Origin of the sequence: Leptolyngbya sp. CCNP1308 (assembly GCF_034932455.1) — a bacterium.
Classification (GTDB): Bacteria; Cyanobacteriota; Cyanobacteriia; order Phormidesmidales; family Phormidesmidaceae; genus Nodosilinea.
Genome location: NZ_JAYGIH010000036.1, coordinates 152,049 through 172,498 on the forward strand (window position 1 = coordinate 152,049; position 20,450 = coordinate 172,498).

17 protein-coding genes and 1 pseudogene are annotated in these 20,450 nt (G+C 59.4%); 10 read left to right on the forward strand and 8 right to left on the reverse strand.

Annotated features, from left to right (window positions below; translation table 11 throughout):
- The first annotated feature begins 8 nt into the window (after nucleotides 1-8).
- Nucleotides 9-707, forward strand: coding sequence for an SDR family oxidoreductase (locus VB780_RS10595; RefSeq protein ID WP_323351113.1), 699 nt, complete (start codon nucleotides 9-11; stop codon nucleotides 705-707).
- A gap of 6 nt (nucleotides 708-713) precedes the next feature.
- On the opposite strand, the gene ffh is transcribed toward VB780_RS10595, so the two are convergent.
- A complete protein-coding gene (gene ffh / locus VB780_RS10600; RefSeq protein ID WP_323351114.1) occupies nucleotides 714-2,186 on the reverse strand; it encodes a signal recognition particle protein in 1,473 nt (490 codons plus the stop codon).
- Between the two features lie 347 nt (nucleotides 2,187-2,533).
- On the opposite strand from ffh, the gene VB780_RS10605 reads away from it, so the two are divergent.
- Nucleotides 2,534-4,837 carry a GAF domain-containing protein gene (locus VB780_RS10605; protein ID WP_323351115.1) on the forward strand — a complete coding sequence of 768 codons (2,304 nt, stop codon included), beginning with the start codon at nucleotides 2,534-2,536 and terminating at the stop codon, nucleotides 4,835-4,837.
- Nucleotides 4,838-4,916: 79 nt separating this feature from the next.
- On the opposite strand, the gene VB780_RS10610 is transcribed toward VB780_RS10605, so the two are convergent.
- Together VB780_RS10610 and VB780_RS10615 are read right to left on the reverse strand one after the other, a co-directional pair.
- Entirely contained in the window at nucleotides 4,917-5,066 is a 150-nt protein-coding gene (locus tag VB780_RS10610; RefSeq protein WP_323351116.1) for a hypothetical protein, read from the reverse strand.
- A gap of 115 nt (nucleotides 5,067-5,181) precedes the next feature.
- Entirely contained in the window at nucleotides 5,182-5,580 is a 399-nt protein-coding gene (locus VB780_RS10615) for a thiol-disulfide oxidoreductase DCC family protein (RefSeq protein WP_323351117.1), read from the reverse strand.
- A gap of 275 nt (nucleotides 5,581-5,855) precedes the next feature.
- On the opposite strand from VB780_RS10615, the gene VB780_RS10620 reads away from it, so the two are divergent.
- Entirely contained in the window at nucleotides 5,856-7,808 is a 1,953-nt protein-coding gene (locus tag VB780_RS10620) for a tetratricopeptide repeat protein (protein WP_323351118.1), read from the forward strand.
- Here VB780_RS10620 and VB780_RS10625 read toward each other — a convergent pair.
- Complete coding sequence (locus tag VB780_RS10625; protein WP_323351119.1) at nucleotides 7,805-8,014, reverse strand: hypothetical protein; 210 nt, start codon at nucleotides 8,012-8,014, stop codon at nucleotides 7,805-7,807. The two genes, VB780_RS10620 and VB780_RS10625, sit on opposite strands and share 4 nt — an antisense overlap.
- 396 nt (nucleotides 8,015-8,410) lie before the next feature.
- Between VB780_RS10625 and hpxO the strand changes: the two genes are divergently transcribed.
- Nucleotides 8,411-9,574, forward strand: coding sequence for an FAD-dependent urate hydroxylase HpxO (hpxO, locus tag VB780_RS10630; RefSeq protein ID WP_323351120.1), 1,164 nt, complete (start codon nucleotides 8,411-8,413; stop codon nucleotides 9,572-9,574).
- A 1-nt stretch (nucleotide 9,575) separates the two neighbouring features.
- Here the strand turns inward: hpxO and VB780_RS10635 are convergent, their stop codons facing one another.
- The 4 genes and pseudogenes from VB780_RS10635 to VB780_RS31390 form a co-directional block, all read right to left on the reverse strand.
- Nucleotides 9,576-10,163 carry a YHS domain-containing (seleno)protein gene (locus VB780_RS10635; RefSeq protein ID WP_323351121.1) on the reverse strand — a complete coding sequence of 196 codons (588 nt, stop codon included), beginning with the start codon at nucleotides 10,161-10,163 and terminating at the stop codon, nucleotides 9,576-9,578.
- Nucleotides 10,164-10,308: 145 nt separating this feature from the next.
- A complete protein-coding gene (mutS, locus tag VB780_RS10640; protein WP_323351122.1) occupies nucleotides 10,309-12,990 on the reverse strand; it encodes a DNA mismatch repair protein MutS in 2,682 nt (893 codons plus the stop codon).
- Nucleotides 12,991-13,080: 90 nt separating this feature from the next.
- A complete protein-coding gene (locus VB780_RS31385; protein ID WP_416349221.1) occupies nucleotides 13,081-13,323 on the reverse strand; it encodes a DUF29 family protein in 243 nt (80 codons plus the stop codon).
- Nucleotides 13,305-13,586, reverse strand: a pseudogene (locus VB780_RS31390) (DUF29 domain-containing protein); the annotation flags it as partial. The pseudogene VB780_RS31390 and the gene VB780_RS31385, both read right to left, overlap by 19 nt.
- 231 nt (nucleotides 13,587-13,817) lie before the next feature.
- Between VB780_RS31390 and VB780_RS10650 the strand changes: the two are divergent.
- From VB780_RS10650 to VB780_RS10675, 6 genes are all read left to right on the forward strand, one after another.
- Nucleotides 13,818-14,021: a hypothetical protein gene (locus VB780_RS10650; RefSeq protein ID WP_323351124.1), complete on the forward strand. Its 204-nt coding sequence runs from the start codon at nucleotides 13,818-13,820 to the stop codon at nucleotides 14,019-14,021.
- 127 nt (nucleotides 14,022-14,148) lie between these two features.
- The gene (locus VB780_RS10655; RefSeq protein WP_323351125.1) at nucleotides 14,149-14,925 is read left to right on the forward strand and encodes an MOSC domain-containing protein; all 777 of its coding nucleotides are present in this window, start codon (nucleotides 14,149-14,151) and stop codon (nucleotides 14,923-14,925) included.
- A 41-nt stretch (nucleotides 14,926-14,966) separates the two neighbouring features.
- Nucleotides 14,967-16,178: a radical SAM family heme chaperone HemW gene (hemW, locus tag VB780_RS10660; RefSeq protein ID WP_323351126.1), complete on the forward strand. Its 1,212-nt coding sequence runs from the start codon at nucleotides 14,967-14,969 to the stop codon at nucleotides 16,176-16,178.
- A gap of 228 nt (nucleotides 16,179-16,406) precedes the next feature.
- Complete coding sequence (serA, locus tag VB780_RS10665; RefSeq protein ID WP_323351127.1) at nucleotides 16,407-17,987, forward strand: phosphoglycerate dehydrogenase; 1,581 nt, start codon at nucleotides 16,407-16,409, stop codon at nucleotides 17,985-17,987.
- 156 nt (nucleotides 17,988-18,143) lie between these two features.
- Nucleotides 18,144-19,046 (forward strand): 50S ribosomal protein L11 methyltransferase, encoded by a 903-nt coding sequence (gene prmA / locus VB780_RS10670; protein ID WP_323351128.1) that lies wholly within the window; start codon nucleotides 18,144-18,146, stop codon nucleotides 19,044-19,046.
- A 222-nt stretch (nucleotides 19,047-19,268) separates the two neighbouring features.
- Nucleotides 19,269-20,447, forward strand: coding sequence for a homocysteine biosynthesis protein (locus VB780_RS10675; RefSeq protein WP_323351129.1), 1,179 nt, complete (start codon nucleotides 19,269-19,271; stop codon nucleotides 20,445-20,447).
- The last annotated feature ends 3 nt before the right edge of the window (nucleotides 20,448-20,450 follow it).

Here is a 20,450-nt window from a genome sequence, read left to right on the forward strand (position 1 = left end):
TCAGTCCAATGGATCAAAATCCTAAAACTGTTGTCGTCATCGGGGCTAGTCGGGGCATCGGAGCAGCAGTTGCCCAACACTTTGTTAGCCATGACCACCAGGTATGGTCAGTTTCTAGGAGCCCCGCTGTGGCTGGCCACTGGATACAGGCCGATATTTCAGAACCGGCGGGTATTCAGGCAATCGCTAGCGCTCTCGGAGATACTCCTATAGATGCCCTGTTGTTTATGGGAGGGGTGTGGGAAGCGAGCGCGTTTACTGATGCCTATGACTTTCTATCCAGTTCTGATGCCGAAACCCGTTTTGTGATCAGCGTCAACACGATTGCACCGATAGAGATCACGCGATCGCTTGCCGCTAACCTCTCCCAGACCACCAACCCCAGAGCCATCTACATCGGTGCTCTCTCTGGCCTGGAGAACTGCCCTTCTGCAGAAGTAGCTAACACCGCCTCTAAGTTTGGTCTTCGGGGCGCGGTGCAGGCCCTGCGGCTGGCATTGGGTAACCAAAATATCGGCTTCACTGTCATCAACCCCGGCAACATAGCCACGGAGGAAGTTCTGCTCGACATTGAGGAAGGTCGGTTCGGCCCGCAGATGCCCATTCCCATCACGGTCATTACCACCGCCATCGACTGGCTGCTGAACCTGCCGCCCAGCGTCGATGTACCGGAGTTAAATCTGTGGCAGCGATCGCAAGCGTTCTAAACCAGCCTAAAGCTGGCCGAAGCCCTTCTTTTTCTTCTGACTTTTCTGCTTTTTGTTGCTGGGGGGGCGAAAACCTTGCTGGGGTCCGCCGCCCATGCCCGGTAGCCCCGGCATGCCGCCGCCCATACCGGGCATACCGCCACCCATACCCGGCATACCACCCATGCCGGGGAAGCCGCCGCCCCGACCCATCTGCTGCATCATGGTGCGCATTTTGGTGAAGTCGCTGACCAGCTTGCCCACGTCTTTTTCTTGATGGCCCGAGCCTTTGGCAATGCGGCGGCGGCGGCTGGGGGAGCTAGAGAGCAAGTTGGGCTGCTTGCGCTCCTGGGTGGTCATGGAGTTGATCATGGCTTCGCAGCGTTTGAGCTGGGCCTCGCCCTGTTCCAGCATGTCTCCGGTAATTTGCTTACCCATGCCGGGGATCAGCTTCATGATGCCGCCCAGGGAGCCCATGCTCTTCATAAAGCGCATCTGCTTGAGAAAGTCGTCGAAGTCAAACTCGGCTTCGAGAATTTTCTGCGTCAGCTTTTCTGCGTCGGCAATATCGACGGCTTCCTGGGCTTTTTCGACCAGGGTGAGTACGTCGCCCATGCCCAAGATGCGAGAGGCCATGCGATCGGGGTAGAAGGGCTGTAGCGCCTCTACCTTTTCGCCCACGCCGATGAACTTGATTGGCTGGCCTGAGATCTGTCGCACCGACAGAGCTGCCCCACCGCGGGCATCGCCATCCATTTTGGTGAGAATGGCCCCGGTAATGCCGATCTGGTCGTGGAAGGTGCGGGTGAGGTTGGCGGCCTCCTGGCCGGTCATGGCATCGACCACCAGCAGCACTTCGTCGGGGTCAATGGCGGTTTTGATGTCGGCCAGCTCGGCCATCATTTTGGGGTCGATCTGCAAACGGCCTGCCGTATCGACAATTACCGTGTCAACGCCGTCAGCCTTAGCTTTCTCGATGCCCTGGCGGGCAATCTCCACCGGGTTGGCGTCGGTGCCCAGCTCAAACACGGGCACGTCGATCTGCTTGCCGAGGGTGACTAGCTGATCGATCGCTGCCGGGCGGTACACGTCGGTGGCCACTAGCAGGGTGCTGCGGTTTTCTTTGCGCAGGTGCAGGGCCAGCTTGGCGGTGGCGGTGGTTTTACCTGTTCCTTGCAGGCCCGCCATCAGCACCACGGTGGGTTTGGTCGGCGAATCGGCTAGGGGTGCGTTGGTGTCGCCCATGAGCCGGATGAGTTCGTCGTTCACCACTTTGATGAACTGCTGATCGGGGCTGATGCCCTTGACCACCTCAATGCCCAGGGCGTTTTCTTTCACCTGGGCGATAAAGTCTTTGATCACCTGGAGGTTGACGTCGGCCTCTAGCAGGGCGCGGCGCACCTCACGCAGGGCGCTGTCGATATTCGACTCGCTGATTTTGTCCTGGCCACGTAGGCTTTTCCAGGCAGATTCGAGGCGATCGGAGAGGGCTTCAAACATGGCGCAGCGGGGGACTATCTTCGGACAGGATTTCTATTCTAAGGGTTGACGGTCCGGGGAGGGGTATGGAGAGAGCCGACCGGTCTAAGAATGCGAACACCACTGGGCACTTGGGGCCTCTATCTGGAGACTGAGAGGCTGGGCCAGCACAAGTGGGTATGCTTGAGGTCAGGGTTTAGCTTTGGCCATAGCGCTGAGGCACAGAATTGTATCCAGGGTGCATCGAGCAGGGGGCGGTTAATCGCATCTCTGCAAAGTCTCTGGATTCCGCAAAGATTTTAATACTTGATTCGGAATTCCATGGGGTTGCCTTGTAAACGTTGTTGAAGGGTGGACCAAACGCAACTATGGCTAACGAATCGTCTCGCTGTATGGATACAGACCAGAGTTCTGGTGCTGGGGCTATGCCTATGGTAGACCTGGGCTATGCCCTGGGCAGTCTGGGGGGCAGTGCTCAAGCTCCAGTCGCAAGCCTTGGCCAGGAACCTGAAGAACTGCCGACGCGCCCGTTGCTGCCCTGGCTGGAGCTGATTCAGCACTATAGCCATCTGGTGATGGCGGTGGTCGATGTAGCCACCGAAATTAGCGCCCCGACCCAGGCCCATCCGGTGCTGTTTGCCAACCAATATTTTTGCCGCCTGACGGGCATTCAACCCGAGGGGGGCCACCTCGACCTCAGCTTTTTTGATCGCCTCGCGGCGGCAGACCAAAAGGCGCTGCGGGAGCGGTTTCGACGACATTTTTTGAGTGCTGTGCTGGGCCATGCCTACGGGGCCGCCGATTTAGTGTCGCAGCGGCTGCTCCACGAGCCGCTTGTGGTGTCGCTGGACGACTCACAAACGGGGCAGGGGCGCAAAATTGAGCTGCGCCTGCGTACCGCTGAGGGGGGCTTGCAGGTGACGGCGATCGCCCCATCTCTCCAGGCTGCCCTGGCCGACTGTTGGGCCACGGCCCCGAGCCGCGAGCAGGTAGCCACCCAGCTGTTGAGCAAAGACCCCGCCTTTAGACACCTGCTGACGGCCCTCAAGCCGGGCCAATACACCGCCAGCGGCCAGATTTTAATCGAGGGCATCGACGTGACCGAGCGCGAGACCTCGAAGGCGCTGATTGAGCTGCTGGTGGGCCATGAGTCGGTGTTGGGCACCCGCCGCTTTGAGCAGGCCAACGGGCTGATGAAGCAGCTGTTTAGCGCTGACGAGAGCTTTTTGCTGAGCGCCGAAAATAACCGGGCTCAGCTGTTTAGCAGCCTCGACCAGGCCGACTGGCACACCGAGACCTACGCCGTGGAAGATCTGCAGGGATCGTCTTTTTTGCGGGCCACCGAGCGGCAACAGGTGGTCAACGTGCCCGACCTCAGCCTCGACTGCGCCACCCAGTGCGAGCGCGATATGCTCGACCAGGGGATGCGATCGCTCCTGCTGATTCCGCTGGTAATGCGGACGGTGTTGGGCGACAGCAAGGCCCAGATGGTGGGGTTGGTGGGGTTGGCTAGCTCTAAGCCCTACGCCTTTGACCAGGCCGATCGCAGCCGGGCGACAACGCTGATTCCGGCGCTGACGACGGCCATGCGCCACAGCGTGCAGGATCGCTTTACCAACATTCACCCCTCAGTGCGGTGGCGGTTTGAGCAGGAGGCCGAGCGCCTCAGCCTGGGTTTACCCCCGGCCCCGATTGTCTTTGAAAGCGTCTACCCGCTCTACGGCATCTCCGATATTCGCGGCTCGTCTGACGAGCGCAACCGGGCGATTCAGCAGGATTTGCTGACCCAGTTTCGCCTAGCGCTGGCGGTGGTGGAAGCGGCAGGCCGCGCTGTGAGCAATGCCCTGGTGGGGCAGCTGGCCCTCGATCTAGCCGATCACATTGCGGTGCTCAAGAGCGGGGTGACGGTCGATTCTGAGGTGACGCTGCTGCGCTACCTGCAAGGGGAAGTGGAGGGGCATTTTGCCTACTTTGCCCAGCACAGCCCCGAGGCCGACGCGGCGATCGCCCAGTACAAAGCCGCTATAGACGCCGACCACGGCTGTGTCTACACCGCCCGCGCCCTGTACGACGAAACCATTGGCCACATCAACGGGCTGCTGCGCGATACCTGGAACCAGTGGCAGCAGTCGATGCAAGCGATTACTCCCCATTATTGCGATTTGGAGGCCACCGACGGCATTGACCACATGATCTACGCCGGTCAGGCCATTGATCAGAGCTTCACCGAGTTTCAGCTCAAGTCGCTGCGCTACGAACAGCTTCGGGCGGTGTGCGACTGCGCCCGCAAGGGGTTTTCGCTCAAGGCCACCTACGACACCGACATGACCATCACCCACCTGGTGCTGGTGCAGGGCTATACGGTGGATATCTGCCACGATGAATCGACCGAGCGCCTGTTCGACGTGCGGGGCACCCGCGACACCCGCTACGAAATTGTCAAAAAGCGGATTGACAAGGCCTGTGATGCCGAAAAGGGCGATCGCATTACCCAACCCGGCATGCTGACGGTGGTCTACTCTACCGGCGAAGAGTGGCAGGAGTACGAGCGCTACCTGCGCTACCTGCACCGCGAAGGCATTGTGGCGAGTGATATCGAGCAGGGCACGGTCGAACCGCTCCAGGGCGTCAACGGCCTCAAGTTTGCTCGGGTCCGAGTGAACCCTGAGTAAGGGTTTTCGCAAAAGAGACCGGGTGCTTGGCTGCATGCCCATCGGGCTGTGGACAAACTACCAGGCACCCGGTCTCTGGCTAGGCGATGTCTTGCACTACAGGGGCGCTGGGCTGAGGCCGCTGCCCTTGGCCAGGGCGGGCGTCTGCGGCGGTGGCGGCCAGGGCGGCGGTGGCCAAAATGCTGAGGGTGGCTAGGGCAAGTTGCGATCGCAGGCTCATGACGGTCATCCTTGGGTCAACAACGGCGGAGCAGCCTGCCCAATCCCGTGTGAGCCGCTGCCTTGATGTATCCAAGGTAACAATGAGGGGTCAGACCCCTCATCTGTGGATGCACCCATCTTCGTCACCCATCTTCGTCGCAGAGGGGGTAGGCCGAGTCGTAGCGCGCCTGTCGCTGGCCAAATAGCTCGTAGCGGCGATCGCGCACAAAGGCGTAGATCGAATCGCCCACGGCCTTGGCCCCCGGCAAGGCCTGGTAAGCCTGCACAACGGGGTTGCCCAAGGGCAGCAGGCGGCCAATTTCTTCGGCGGCAGCGCTGCCCTGCCAGCGACGCTCTGGAGCCGATAGGTCAATCAAAATCATGCCGGCTTCGCAGTCGTGGGCTGTAATGCTGTAGCGAGCCAGGGTAGCCTCGTCCTGCATGGGCACGTACTGAAACTGCTGACCCCGATCGAGGGACTCCAGCAGCTGCACTAGACTGACGCAGAGGTTACAGTTACCGTCGTAAATTACACAGTACATAGTAGTATTGCTGCTGATGGGTCGTCTTCGTTATCTTAGCCACCTGCTGCCTCAGTTTCAGCCTTGGGACATATGTGCCCAACCTGCTTTCTTCCTGAAATCGACACTACACCTGACCCTATCTTTGGCGGCTATGGTTGACCTCAGTCCGAGGTTGACGGCCTCTGATTTTTAGGCCCAGAAAACCCCCAGACAACGGCAGCATGCTAACGGCTATGGACGACTGAGGGTTGTGGGTAACGCCGCCGCCCGGTGCATTTACCTCTGCAAAACCAATGGTTGTGAAACGACTGATCGATGGACGGTTTCAGTTCATTCGAGTTGTCAGTACTAAGGCCTACACCAAGACCTACCTGATGACCGATCACGGCAGTGCGGCTAAGGCCAAATGCATCGTCAAGCATTTGCAGCTGCCTGCCCACAACACGATTACACTCAAATTTCTCAACGATTTGCTGGCTAAGCGGGTTAACCTGCTCAAGCGCATGGGCGACCACGAGGCGATCGCCAAAAATCTTTCCACTGTGCAAGAGGGACAAGATTTTTACTGGGTGCGCGACTATGTCGTAGGCCATCCCCTAATGGCCGAATTGGCCGAGGGCAAACCGCGAGTCGAAGCCGAAGTACAGCGCTTTTTAGTCGAGAGTTTGGGCATTGTAGACATTATTCAGCGCCACGGTATTGCCCACCAAAATTTGCACCCCAACAACCTCATTCGGCACCGCGATCGCGGCCATCTAGTGCTGGTAGATTTCGGCCTAATTCAAGACACCGGCACCCCAGAGCCTGGTTCAGTAACCAACGGCAGCTCCGCAATTCCCAACGCTGAGTCGGCCTATTTACCGCAGGTTAAAAACCGCCAGTACACACGCTTTGCCGCCGACCATTTTGCCCTCGGCATGATTGCGGTACAGATGGCCACGGGCCTGTCTAACGAGGCCATTCCCCGCCTCGGGCAGAATGACTTTTTAGCCCAGATCAAGCTCCAGCTCGATGAATGTTCGACCCTAGGCAGCCCCCTCAAAGACATTCTGATCAAAATGGTGTCGCCCCAGCCCGAGGCGCAGTATCACCAGGCCAAAGATATTCTGCTGGCCCTCGCCGAGCGGGTTGCCCCCGCCGACCCTGCCCCCCTCGCTGAGCTTGCCAGCCCCCCGACCCCGGAGAACGGCGCTATGGATTCAGAACGGTTATCGGTAATGCCGCCCGCCCCGCCCCGCCCTGCTCGCGCCTTCAACCGGCGTCGGGTCTGGCTCGGTGCCGGGGCCGCTCTGGCTCTGCTGGCGGTGGCGGGAGTGTTTTTGCTGCGCATTCCTCAACGAATGACGGTTAACGGCCTGCTGGAACAGGCCGAAGCCGCTAAGCAGGTGGGCCAAAAAAATGACGCGCTCAACTATCTCAACCAGGCTTTGGACTTAAAGCCCGACTACGGCTCAGCCCTGGCCCAGCGCTCGGCGCTGCTGTGGGAGAACGGGCAGCCGGAGGAGGCGCTGCAAGACTTGACCAACGCCATTCAAAATGACCCTACCACGGCCACCTGGTACTATCAGCGGGGCAATTTGCGCTTTCGCCTGGGCGATTTGCAGGGGGCGATCGCCGACTACAGCGATGCCCTTGAGCACGAAGCCGCCTACGTTGATGCCCACATCAATCGGGGCAATGCCCGCGCCGAGCTCGGCGACGAAGCCGGTGCCCTGCAAGACTACACCGCCGCCATCAACCTGGCCAAAGATCCCGAAAGCAAGGCCGATGCCTACCTAAACCGCTGCCTATCGCTCTCAAACTTAGAAGATCATGCGGCGGCTCTAAACGACTGCACCGAAGCCGTCAACCTGCGCCCCAACAACAGCCTGGCCTACGAAAACCGGGGGCTAGTCAAGCGGCGGCTCAACGATTTTCAGGGGGCGATTCAAGATTTTACGATCGCCATTCAAATCAATGCGGGTAGCCCGGAGCCTTACTACAATCGTGGTTTGACGCGCCAAGACCTGGGCGACTTTGCCGGGGCCATGGCCGATTTTAATCAGACGATTCAACTCAATCCCAGTCATCCCTTCGCGTACTACGATCGGGGTTTGCTCCATGCGGAACTGGGGGATCTGGAGCGCGCGATCGCCGATTTAGAAACCGTCGCCAGTGCCTGTCTCGACGTCAGCCGCCTAGGCTGCTTTGATGACGCCAAATACCAGCTAGAAAAGCTCCGGGCCGATCAGGCCGAGGAACTCTAGCTGCCGCGCATGCCGCGCCGCCCGCTGCCCGAGCGCCGTTGACTTTGCACGTATCGGCCAGCCACCGTATCGGCCCCCAGCTCAGGGAATTCAGCGCCGGAGGATGACGGTGCTGAAGCCGCCTGAGGAGACCGGGCAATATCGCCCCAACCCCCTACGCTACCGGCCACAACAATAGCGAGCACTACAGAGAAACGATGCCACATGATGGTATTCCAAGTCTGGACAGTTCCCTTTTCTCTGTGGCCAAGAAAAATCCAGCTATTTCTAATTGTTCAGGAGTAACAAATTGATGAACAATCGGGCCGGTCTTTAAAGGTCGAGTAAAGGTATGGCCCTAGCCATGTTGGTTAGAACATCCAGAAACGCTCGGACGTTGAACGTTCAAACGTCCGAGCGTTTTGAGGGAATTGCTCAGGCAGACTGGCTACAGCTATACCGCCCGGTGGCCGTTGCCGTCCTTAAACGCAGCGGCTAGCCTATTCGCCTCGATTGTGCACTGTATACAGCTTGTTCTTTATAGTGAAAGTGTTAATGATGAAACCTAGGCTCTGCGACAGCAGGCCCAGGCAGCGTACCCCCACAGCAGTTAGGAGCGACCCATGTACAACCTGAAGGTGGTGATTATTGGAGCCGGGATTGGCGGCCTAACCACGGGTATCGCCATGCGGCGGGCCGGCTACCAGGTCGAAGTTTACGATCGCGCTCAAGAACTCCGCCCCGCCGGGGCCGGGATTTCGCTCTGGTCGAACGGGGTCAAGGTGCTTAACTACCTGGGGCTGGGGGAAAAGCTAGCGGCTATTGGCGGTGAAATGAACGCCATGGAGTACCGCAGCCATACCGACGAATCCCTCAGTTATGTTGATCTGCGCCCTTTGTTTGAGCGCGTCGGCCAGCGCCCCTATCCTGTAGCCCGCACCGACCTGCAAAACATGCTGCTCGAAGCCTTTGGCCCCGAGTCGGTGCACCTGGGCATGCCCTGTGTTGGCGTTGAGCAAGACGAGCACAGCGCCACCGCCATTTTTGAAAATGGGGAGCGCATCAGCGGCGACCTGGTGGTAGGGGCCGATGGCATTCACTCAGCGGTACGCGCCGACGTGGTGGGGCACTGCATCGATCGCCGCTACGCCCGCTACGTCAACTGGAATGGTCTGGTCAAAGCTGACCCTGAGCTGTGCGATCCCAACCTGTGGGTGCTCTACGTAGGCGACAGCAAGCGGGCCTCGATGATGCCGGTGGGGGGCGATCGCTTCTACTTTTTCTTTGGTGCGCCAATGGTTGAGGGCACCCAAGTCGATCCGCTCCATCACCAAGATGAGCTGGCCAAAATCTTTCAGGGCTGGCCCGAGCCGGTGCAAAAACTCATTCAGGCGATCGCCCCAGAGCAGACCAATCGCCTAGAAATTGGCGACATCGACCCCCTAGAGCGCCTGGTGAAGGGGCGCGTGGCTCTGCTGGGCGACTCAGCCCACGCCACCACCCCGACCCTGGGCCAGGGCGGGTGTCAGGCCATCGAAGATGCCGAAGTGCTCACCCGCTACCTAACCACCACCAACATCGGTGTGGCCGACGCTCTCCAGCGCTATGAAGCGGCCCGCAAAGACCGCACCGCCGATCTGGTGATGAAGGCCCGCAAGCGCACGAGCACCATCTACGGCTACGTGCCCGAGGCCACCCAGCAGTGGTACGCCGACCTCAAGCAAGAGCCGCCCGAGGCCGTGATTAACGCTCTGGCCAAGGTGATTTTGGCCGGGCCAATGGGGTAGGCTACCAGCTTTTGCCGCTCTCGCTAACCTCGCTGCTGCCCAGGGCGGCGGGCCAGTTTTGGTCGCCCTGGGTAATGTTGCCAGCGATGTCGGCCTGCCACTGTCGCTGTACCCCAGGGCTATAGTTGAGATAGAGCTTGCCGTCCACAATCTTCCACGCTTCAGGATCAACCGAGGCTAGGTAGCCGCTCTTAACCGCCCAGGCGCAGTAGCCGCCGTATTGGGGCGCGTAGGCGATCGGGTCGGCCTCAAAGGCGGCTAGGTTCTCGGCGCTGCTAAACCGCCAGGTGGCACCGTTCCAGGTGGTTTCGTAGTCGGCAGATCCCTTAACCGCTTTGCCTGCGGTGAAGTAAGCCACCGGATCGGCCCCACGAATGGCCACTCCCTCAAAGGCGTAGACTTCGGGCTGCGCCCCGGCTTTAGCTCCAGCGCCGGGATTGGCAGCGGCGCAAGGGTTCGCTACTGCACCAGGATCAGCGGTCTCTTGGCTGACTTCAGCAGGGTTTACCGCCCCTTTGTTGCCACAGGCTACGGTGCTCAAGGTCAATAGGGAGGCGATCGCCACAGCGCCCAAATATTGAATTCGCATAGTAAACCTCTAATCAAGTTAAGGGATAAATCTACGGCAACCGCCATCGCAAGCAAGCGCGCCTGAGCCCTAGCGTGTCACCGCAGTCTGAGAACCATCTGAGAACAGCCTGAAAAAACCTAGACGACCAGCTGAGACTATTTATTCACTTATTAAACAAATCCAGTTGTTCTAAAGGATCGCCGCTGGCAGCAGCCTCCTTGACACGACGGCGGGGTTTGGAGAGTTTGGGTACCTCTCCCCGCAGCCCCACGGCGATCGTGCTGTTGCGCTCGATCTCGCGCATTACGTCCCTGGCCCTTTGGATAACAGACGTTGGCAAACCTGCCAATCGCCCCGCCTCAATGCCGTAAGATTTGTCGGCCCCGCCGGGCTGCACCTGGTGCAAAAAGATAATCTGGTCGGGCATTTCTTTGACCGTGACTTGGTAGTTGGCAACGTTGGGCACCAGCGCTGCCAGCTCATTCAGCTCGTGGTAGTGGGTGGCAAAAATGGTGCGGGCCTGAAGTTCTACGGCCAGGTACTCGGCCACCGCCCAGGCAATGGAGAGGCCGTCGAAGGTAGCGGTGCCCCGGCCAATTTCGTCCAGCAGCACTAGGGATCTGGGTGTGGCGTGGTTGAGAATATTCGCCGTCTCGTTCATCTCGACCATGAAGGTGGATTGGCCGCTGGCGAGGTCATCAACGGCACCGACGCGGGTAAAGATGCGATCGCACACCCCTAGCCTTGCCCCCTTCGCCGGAACGAAACTCCCCATCTGGGCCATCAGCTGAATCAACCCTACCTGGCGCAGGTAGCAGCTCTTGCCGCTGGCGTTGGGGCCGGTGAGAATGATCAGGTCTTGGGGGGCGGTGGCGTCGCGATCGCTCGGCATCGTCCCCATATAGTTGGAGTTGGGCACAAAGAACCCGGCGGGGAGCAGCTGCTCGACCACGGGATGGCGGCCCTCGGTGACGGCGATCGCCCTTGACTCCTCCATCTCTGGGCAACAGTAGCCCTGGAAGATGGCGACCTCGGCCAGACCACAGAGCACATCGGCGGCGGCCACGGCGGCGGCGACCTTGCGGATCAGTTCGACCTGTGCGCCCACTTTTTCGCGGAGCTGGTTGAAGATCTCGTATTCCAGCGCGTTGATCTCAGACTCGATGTTGAACACCCGCGTCTCGCGCTCCTTGAGTTCGGGGGTGATGTAGCGCTCTTCGTTGGTGAGGGTCTGCTTGCGAATGTAGTCGTCGGGGGCCTGGTCGGCACGGGCGCGCGAGATGCTGATGTAGTAGCCAAAGGCTTTATTGAAACCGACTTTGAGCGTGGAGATGCCGGTGCGCTTGCGTTCGGCGGGCTCCAGTTCGGCGATCCATTTTTGGTCGTCTACCGCCTGCTGGCGCAGGTCGTCGAGCTGGGCGTTGACTCCGTCGCGAATCAGATGGCCCTCGGTGAGGTAGAGGGGCGGGGTTTCGACCAGGTGCGATCGCAGCGTTTGACCCAGCTGCTCTAATTCTGGTGGTACATACTGCAACGCTTGCAAATAGGGTGATTTCGCCTGTTCTGCCAAGGCCGCCAAATCGGGCAGCCGCAAAAACGAATCTGCCAGGGCGACGAGATCCCTGGCATTGGCAGTGCCGGAACCCGCCCGACCCGCCAACCGTTCTAGGTCGTAGATCTGCTTTAGCTTGTGTTGCAGCATCTGGCGCAGGTTGCCGTCCTGCAACAGTTCCACAATGGTGGACTGTCGTGACTGAATGCTCTTTACATCCAGCAGCGGTTGCAGCAGCCAGCGCCGCAGGGTGCGGCCACCCATGGCCGTGACGGTGCGATCGAGCGCCCACAGCAGCGAACCGTTATAGGTACCGTCGCGGGCGGTTTGAGTAATCTCTAAATTGCGGCGGGTCTGGTGGTCGATCACCAGGTAGGCGGCCAGAGTGTAGGTGCAGAGCGGCTGAAGCGGAGCCTGAACGGTCTTCTGGGTTTCTTCGACGTAGTGCAGCAGGCCACCTGCCGCCCGCACCGCCAGGGGTAGATGGTCGCAGCCGAGGCCTTCTAGCGACCTCAGCCGAAACCGCTGGAGCAAGCGCTGTCGGGCCTCGCTCTGGCTGTAGGGGCCTTGGGGCCGCAGGGTATAGCAAAACTGTCGCGGCAGGCAGCTTGGCAGTTGGTCAGATTGATCCCCCGGCCTGAGCATCGCCCCTAGGTTGGGCGCATCCACCGGAAACAGCACCTCGGCGGGCTGGAGCCGGAGCAATTCTTGAGCGAGCTGATCGAGATCTTCGCCCTGGGTGGTGAGAAACTCTCCTGTGGAGACATCGGCGTAGGAGAGCCCCCAGTGGTGCCCGGCCACCACCACCGAGGCCAAAAAGTTGTTCTGGCTGGCACTCAGCATGCCCTCTTCAATCACCGTGCCGGGAGTGATCACGCGGGTGACTTCGCGCTTGACCAATCCCTGAGCCACGGCTGGATCCTCCACCTGGTCGCAGATGGCGATCGCATAGCCCTTTTCCACCAGCAGAGTGCAGTAGCGATCGAGGGCGTGGTGGGGAATGCCCGCCAGGGGCACCCGACCGATCGCCTTACCGGCATCTTTGCTGGTGAGCACCAGTTCTAGCTCGCGGGCGATCGCGATCGCATCCTGAAAAAATGTTTCAAAGAAATCGCCCACCCGGTACAGCACCAGGGCGTGGGGATACTGTTCCTTCATCTCCACGTAGTGGCGCATCATCGGTGTTAGGTCATCCCAATTTACCGAGTGGTGGTCGGCGTAGCGCACCGTGTGCTTGGCCAACCGCTCGGGAATGGGGGGCTGACCGTCGGCGGAGGGGGAGGAACCAGACATGGATGGTGTTAGATGCTAGCGTTCAGCATTGTTGCACAGCCGGTAGGAGGTGCCGAGTGGTATTTGCCTTCGCAGAAGGAAGACTGTCCATCAGTCGGGTAAAAACCCTGTATCGAGGGCTGCTTCAGGGGGAAAGGGTGCTTCCTGAGGAAAGATTTCCAGGGGCAGCCCGGTTTCCACCGATGCCTTTTGGCGGGCGGTGGCGTAGCAGTCAGCGTAGATACTGACGAAGCAGGGGCGCAGACTGGGGCTGTCGCGAAAGGCTTTGGCGATGCGATGGCCCTCTGGGCCGGTCTTTGACCATCCCGATGCTCCAAAATTGTAAACCGCCAGCTATTCGAGCGGCGATCGCGCTGATACTGGTACTTCAGCAAATGCCGCAGCAGCACCTCCAGGTTGCTCTCCACGGCTCGTTTTTCACTGCGCCCCATGTCGTCGAGTTCTTCCGCCAGGTTGAGGACATCGATTTGGTCAAACCGCCCACTGCGGAGCAGCCCAGCGGTTTCAGCTAGCCAGCGGCAATAGTCGCTATCGTATAGAGTTGCTGACTCTGGTGGTGAATAAATGGGCTGCGGTGCAGTCATGGCATGGGCCATTTGAAGGTCGTGGAGACTAAGACTTGGCGGAAAGGCTATGGGGGCGATCGTAACAGACGGGAGCGGTTGCTGTGAGACAACTAGAGCATTGGAATGCCTTTGGTCTTCTGTCTAAAATTGTGTCAGATGTTACGCAGCGTTAAGCTTCGTTGCACGGCCTTCAAGGGGTACGGAGCCTATGTTAGCTTCGATATCGTTACATAATATCGATGTTCAATAGAGGTTGTTCCCGTGGCCCTGTCAGAAAAGTTTGCTCCAGCCCTGACCGAAACCCGCGAAGACTTTTCCGAATACGTCGCCCATCTTCAGCTCCACATGACGCTCCAGGCCCGCAACCTGGTGCCCTCCCTCAGCAATACCGGCGATAGCCGCCACCACCTGCTGCACCAAACCCAGGCCGATATAGAGAAACTTGTTTCTCGCCAGGGGTTCTAGAGAAGACTTTTAGAGCAATCCTCAAACCGAAATTCTGGGCCGCAGCCGCGTATCTTGGCTCGTTCAGGGTTTCGGTTTTTCTTTGGGCAGCGTTTACCGGGTTTGAGCCGCCTACCAACCTTCAGCCATGATTTGCCGTCTTGCCCGCATCGACCGTTTCCCTGTCAAATCGCTAGATGGTATCTCGGTGCCCCAAGCCCAGGTATTAGCCAGTGGAGCTTTGCAGGGCGATCGCACCTATGCCCTCTTCGATGCCCAAGGGCGCTTTGTCAACGGCAAACGCACTGCCGCCATCCACCACCTGCGATCAACCTTCTCTGAGGATGGCCAGTTCATTACCATAGCCATTGATAGCCATCTCCCCGCCGCAACCTTTCACCTTCAGCAGCAGCGTTCAGACCTCGAAGCTTGGCTCAGCGACTACTTCCAGCAGCCCATCACGCTTCAATCTAATCTCAACAGCGGATTCCTCGACGACACCTATGCCGCTGGGCCAACGGTGATCAGCACTGCCACCCTCCAAACCGTTGCCGCCTGGCGCAATCTCAGCCTTGAAGAAACCCGCCGCCGCTTTCGTACCAACCTAGAAATTGACGGTGTCCCCGCCTTTTGGGAAGACCAGCTCTTTGGCCCTGACTCTGCCCCCGTGCGCTTTGCCATCGGCGATGTGGTGCTAGAGGGCATCAACCCCTGCCAGCGCTGCATCGTCCCCACCCGCGATACCCTCACCGGGGCCGCCACCGCCGACTTTCAAAAAACCTTCTCGCAGCAGAGGGCCGCTACCCTGCCCGACTGGGCTCCCTCGTCGCGGTTCAATCACTTCTACAAGCTAGCGGTCAACACCAACATCATCGACCAGGGCGGCCACACCCTCAATGTGGGGGATAGTGTTAGCGTGATTTGAGGTATCCCCTGCTCAACTTTTTCCAGGGATAGCCATTCCCAATGATTGCTAACCCGGCCTCTGCCTACGTTCACATTCCTTTTTGCCGTCGTCGCTGCTTCTACTGCGACTTCCCCATCTCAGTGCTGGGCAATCACCAGCGGGGCGAAACTTCGGGCACGGTCGAGAGCTATGTAGACCGGCTGGGCGAGGAGATTGCGGCCACGCCAAAACTCAACGAGCACCCACTAGAAACCGTATTCTTCGGCGGCGGCACCCCTTCTCTGCTCTCCGTCCCCCAACTCGAAACCATCCTCGATCAGCTCGACCAGCACTTCGGCATTGCCCCCGCTGCTGAAATCTCCATGGAAATGGATCCTGGAACCTTTAATCTGGAGCATTTGCAGGGCTATCTATCCGCAGGTGTTAACCGCATCAGTCTAGGTGTCCAGGCGTTGGACGATAGAACGCTAGAAAGTTGTGGTCGCTACCACCGCACTGCCGATGTCTATCGCTCTGTAGACTGGCTGCACCAGGTTGCTATGCCTAACTGGAGCCTAGATTTAATTTCGGGTCTGCCGCACCAGACCCTAACCGACTGGGAAACTGGCTTGTCCAAGGCGGTAGCCCTCCACCCCCATCACCTGTCGATCTATGACCTCACGGTCGAACCTCAGACAGTATTCGCCAAGCGCTACCAGCCGGGCGATAAGCCTCTGCCGACGGATGAGCAAACGGCGGCGATGTATCGGTTGGCTCAAGCGTTTCTCACTGCCCAGGGCTACGAGCACTACGAAGTCTCTAACTACGCCAAGCTGGGGCACCAATGTCAGCATAATTTGACTTACTGGCGCAATCAGCCCTACTACGGTTTTGGCCTTGGGGCGACCAGCTACACCCAGCTCCAGCGGGTCAGCCGTCCCCGCACCTTAGCAACCTATGGCGAGTGGGTAAAAGAGTTTTATGCTGCTGGGGGAATCCACAGCGAACCCCCGACACCAACCCTGGAGCAACTTTTGGATCGACTGATGTTGGGCTTGCGATTAAAGGAGGGGATCGGTGGGGATGAGGTGCGATCGCTCTGCGACTCCACCACCTGGGCCACTCTTCGCGCTGCCCTCAACCCCCACATTGCCCAGGGCTGGGTCATTCTAGAAGGCGATACCTGGGCCACCCTCCAGCGCCTGTGGCTCAGCGATCCCGAAGGGTTTTTGTTTTCTAACGTCGTGCTCTCTGACTGCTTTCGGGCGATCGAAGACCTAGCTGAAGCTTGAAGGTTTATATCTCTAACCCTGCACCTCAATTTGCCCAAACACCTCCGCGATCAAGCCCCTTAATGAGGTGCTTCACCTCGCAGATACCATCTACACTCCCTCATCGTCCCCATCACCCTCATCTTCCTCACAACCTCCACTCACCCACTCCAAAAGTACTCTTCCCACTAATGCCCCGCTCCGCCTTTGCAGTAAAGTAGATCCCTGTGACATTTTTATGGCCGACCCATGCCCAAGGTTCTAGTTTCCGACCCCGTTGACCAGGCGGGCCTCGATATTCTTTCCCAAGTTGCTCAGGTGGATGTCAACACCAGCCTTTCCCCTGAGGAACTGGTGGCCGCCATTGGCGACTACGATGCGCTGATGATTCGCTCGGGCACCAAGGTGACCAAGGCCGTCATTGACGCGGGGCAGAACCTAAAAATTATTGGCCGAGCCGGGGTTGGGGTCGATAACGTCGATGTGCCCGAGGCCACCCGGCGGGGCATTGTGGTAGTCAACTCCCCCGAGGGCAACACCATTGCCGCCGCCGAGCATGCCCTGGCCATGATGATGTCGATGTCGCGCTACATTCCCAGCGCCGATCGCTCCGTAAAATCTGGCGAATGGAAGCGCAAAGACTTTACCGGGGTTGAAATCTATAAGAAAACCCTGGGGGTAGTGGGCCTGGGCAAAATTGGCTCCCACGTTGCTACCGTGGCGCGAGCCATGGGCATGAAGCTGCTGGCCTACGACCCGTTTATTTCGGCGGAGCGCGCCGAGCAGCTGGGCTGCCGCTTGGTGGAGCTAGACCTGCTGTTCCGCGAAGCCGACTACATTACCCTACACCTGCCCAAGACCCCCGAGACCACCCACCTGGTCGATGAAAAAGCCCTAGCCACCATGAAGCCCACAGTGCGGATCATCAACTGCGCTCGGGGCGGCATCATCGACGAAGCCGCCCTGGCTAAGGCCCTGCGCGAGGGCACCATCGGCGGCGCTGCCCTGGATGTCTACGAATCTGAACCCCTGGGCGAGTCAGAGCTGCGCGAGCTAGACAAGGCCATCATTCTCACCCCTCACCTGGGAGCCTCGACCGAAGAGGCCCAGGTGAATGTGGCGATCGACGTGGCCGAGCAGATTCGTGATGTGCTGCTGGGGCTACCGGCCCGCTCTGCGGTGAATATCCCTGGCCTGCGCCCCGAGGTGATGCAAAAGCTGCGTCCCTACCTGCAACTGGCCGAGACCTTGGGCAACCTGGTAGGGCAGCTGGCCGGGGGCCGTGTCGAAGAGCTGACGGTTCGCCTCCAGGGCGATATTGCCGGGGGCGATACCCAGCCGATCATGGTGGCGGCCCTCAAGGGGCTGCTCTCCCACGCGCTGCAAGAGCGGGTCAACTATGTCAACGCCTCTATCGAAGCGAAGGAGCGGGGCATTCATGTGATTGAGACCCGCGATGCCGACATTCGCGACTATACGGGTTCGTTAAATTTGTCAGCTAAGGGCAGCCTGGGCGAACACTCCGTGACTGGCGTGCTGCTGGGGGGCAGCGAAATTCGCGTAACCGATATCGACGAGTTCCCTATTAACGTGCCGCCGACCCAGCACATGCTGTTTACCCTGCACCGCGATATGCCGGGCATTATCGGCAAAATTGGTTCGCTGTTGGGCAGCTTTAACGTCAACATTGCCAGTATGCAGGTGGGCCGCAAAATTGTGCGCGGCGACGCGGTCATGGCCCTCAGCCTCGACGATCCGCTACCGGAGGGCATCCTGGAGGAAATTCTCAAGGTGCCGGGCATTCGCGATGCCTACACTGTGAACCTGTAGCTTTGGTAACCCGGTAGGATGAGTAAGGGCAACAGCGCTTGGCTTTGCCAGAAAATGGGTGGTGGGCGGTGCTCACCCTACAGGGGCACGGTTAGGAGCGCAGGGTAGAAGGAGAGCGTTAGCTCCAAGTTTGATAGTTGCGAGGCAGCCCCTAGAATGGCCGTGGTTAATACCTGGTGGGAAGTAAAAGTACTGTGCGATCCATCCCTGGAGGACACGGTTTTTTGGCGGTTTGATAGCTTTGGCAGCCAGGGTACCTCGACCCAGCAGCGCGGATCTTCCTGCGTAGTGCAGGCCTATTTCCCGCAGCATCGGCTTGAATTGCTCGACCTATCGGCCATGGCTCTGCTAATTAAGCAAGACGCTCTGTGCAACGATCTGGTGATGCCTCGCATCAGCTGGCAGCTGATTGACGAAGAAGACTGGTCTAAAAGCTGGAAAGACCACTGGAAGCCTGAACCAATTGGCGATCGCTTCCTAATTACCCCGGCATGGCTAGAGCCCCCCGCCGACAACCAGCGGCTGGTGCTGCGCCTCGACCCCGGCGTGGCCTTTGGCACTGGCAACCACCCCACCACCCAGCTCTGTTTAGAATCGCTTGAAATGCGGCTCACCTACGAAAAAACCGATGTCACCATCGCCGATATCGGCTGCGGGTCGGGCATTCTCTCGATTGGGGCGCTGCTATTGGGAGCCCGGCGGGCCTACGCTGCCGATACCGATGATTTAGCAGTGCATTCGGCCATGGGCAACCGAGCGTTGAACGGGCTGACGGAAGAGCAGCTGCCGCTGCTGCACGGCAGTTTGGAGACCATTGCCCAAGCCATCGCCGCCCCCGTAGACGGCATCGTCTGCAACATTCTGGCGGAGGTGATTATGGATCTGATTCCCCAGATGCACACCATTGTCACCCCCGACGGCTGGGGCATTCTCAGCGGCATTCTGCTCGACCAATCCAAACTGGTGGCCGATACCCTAGAGCAGCACGGCTGGGTGGTGGCCACCCTCTGGCGACGACAGGAGTGGTGCTGTCTCAACGTGCGGCGATCGCCCGCCTGAACCTATGAATCGTTCTGATGTCAGCTTTGTGGCTAAGGTAATCGTACTCTCTGGGATCCTGAGCGTCCTGATCAAGTACGGGTTGCCTATGGCGCTGACGGGTTCTCAAGGCTCTTTCAATACTCCTGCCCTGGGAATAGTTATAGCGCTGTTGGTGGCTCCCTCAGCACTCATGGGCGGTCTTTTTTGGCTACGGCGCAGCTCTAACTCTTAGGCCAATCCATGCGCACCATCGACAGCATCAACGCCAAAATCCGCGCTGGGCAGGTGGTGGTACAAACCGCCGAAGCCTTTAAAGTTCTGGCCAAAGAGCAGGGCATTGCCGCCGCCGCCAAAGCGGTGGATGTGGTAGTTACTGGCACCTTTGAGCCGATGGAATCGTCGGGAGCCATCCTCAACCTGGGCCACACCGACCCGCCCATCAAGCTGCTGGAGTGCTACCTGGATGGGGTGCCCGCCTACGCAGGCTTTGGCGCGGTGGATGTGTGCCTAGGGGCGAGCCAGCCCGCCGTAGCTGGGCGAGGAGCCGACTTGGGCGACACCGAAACCCTGCGCGAGCACGGCGGCGGCCACGTGATTGCCGATCTGATCGCCGGGCGCAGCGTACCGCTCCAGGCCACGGGCCACGGCACCGACTGCTATCCCCGCACCGCCCTCGAAACCACCATCACCCGCGACAGCATCAACCAGTTTTACCTGTTTAGCCCGCGGGGGGTATACCAAAATTTTATTGTGGGGGTGAATGGGGGCGATCGCCCCCTCTCCACCTATCTCGGCCCTCTTCAGCCCCGCCTTGGCAATGCCGTGTACGCCAATCCAGGGGCGCTGTCGCCGTTGTTGAATGACCCCGACCTAGAGGCCGTCGGCATTGGCACCCGCATCTTTTTTGGCGGCGGCATCGGCTACCTCGCCTGGGAGGGCACCCAGCACTTTCCCCTGCAGCGGCGGTTGCCCAACCGCACCCCCATTGGCCCGGCCGCCACACTGGCCCTAATCGGCGATGCCAAACAGATGCAGCCCCACTGGGTGCGCGGCTGCTACTTCAAGGGCTACGGCCCTTCGCTAATGCTGGGCGTCGGCGTGCCGATCCCCATCTTCAACGAGCAGGTGGCCGCCCACTGCGCCGTGCAGGATGCCGACATTGTGGCTCCCGTGATGGATTTTTCGATTCCCCGACGGGTGCGACCTACCTTTGGGTTGGTCAGCTATGCCCAGCTCAAGTCGGGCAGCATTACTATCGAAGGTCAGCCGGTGCGCACGGCTCCGCTGGCCAGCATTTATATGGCTCGCCAAGTCGCCAATGAGCTGAAAAGCTGGATTGAAGCCGGGCAGTTTGAACTGACATCTCCGGTGGCCTCTCTGCCCAAAGACCGCGCCTTTTTGCCCCAGGATGTGGGTTAACTA

Excerpts from the sequence above, each read along its gene's own strand:
- VB780_RS10615 (WP_323351117.1), bottom strand. The coding sequence starts at position 5,580 with ATGTACTGTGTAATTTACGACGGTAACTGTAACCTCTGCGTCAGTCTA.
- VB780_RS10655 (WP_323351125.1), top strand. The coding sequence starts at position 14,149 with ATGATTTGCCGTCTTGCCCGCATCGACCGTTTCCCTGTCAAATCGCTA.
- VB780_RS10605 (WP_323351115.1), top strand. The coding sequence starts at position 2,534 with ATGGCTAACGAATCGTCTCGCTGTATGGATACAGACCAGAGTTCTGGT.
- ffh (WP_323351114.1), bottom strand. The coding sequence starts at position 2,186 with ATGTTTGAAGCCCTCTCCGATCGCCTCGAATCTGCCTGGAAAAGCCTA.
- mutS (WP_323351122.1), bottom strand. The coding sequence starts at position 12,990 with ATGTCTGGTTCCTCCCCCTCCGCCGACGGTCAGCCCCCCATTCCCGAG.
- VB780_RS10675 (WP_323351129.1), top strand. The coding sequence starts at position 19,269 with ATGCGCACCATCGACAGCATCAACGCCAAAATCCGCGCTGGGCAGGTG.
- VB780_RS10625 (WP_323351119.1), bottom strand. The coding sequence starts at position 8,014 with ATGTGGCATCGTTTCTCTGTAGTGCTCGCTATTGTTGTGGCCGGTAGC.
- serA (WP_323351127.1), top strand. The coding sequence starts at position 16,407 with ATGCCCAAGGTTCTAGTTTCCGACCCCGTTGACCAGGCGGGCCTCGAT.
- VB780_RS10635 (WP_323351121.1), bottom strand. The coding sequence starts at position 10,163 with ATGCGAATTCAATATTTGGGCGCTGTGGCGATCGCCTCCCTATTGACC.
- hemW (WP_323351126.1), top strand. The coding sequence starts at position 14,967 with ATGATTGCTAACCCGGCCTCTGCCTACGTTCACATTCCTTTTTGCCGT.
- prmA (WP_323351128.1), top strand. The coding sequence starts at position 18,144 with ATGGCCGTGGTTAATACCTGGTGGGAAGTAAAAGTACTGTGCGATCCA.
- VB780_RS10595 (WP_323351113.1), top strand. The coding sequence starts at position 9 with ATGGATCAAAATCCTAAAACTGTTGTCGTCATCGGGGCTAGTCGGGGC.
- VB780_RS10620 (WP_323351118.1), top strand. The coding sequence starts at position 5,856 with ATGGTTGTGAAACGACTGATCGATGGACGGTTTCAGTTCATTCGAGTT.
- VB780_RS10610 (WP_323351116.1), bottom strand. The coding sequence starts at position 5,066 with ATGACCGTCATGAGCCTGCGATCGCAACTTGCCCTAGCCACCCTCAGC.
- hpxO (WP_323351120.1), top strand. The coding sequence starts at position 8,411 with ATGTACAACCTGAAGGTGGTGATTATTGGAGCCGGGATTGGCGGCCTA.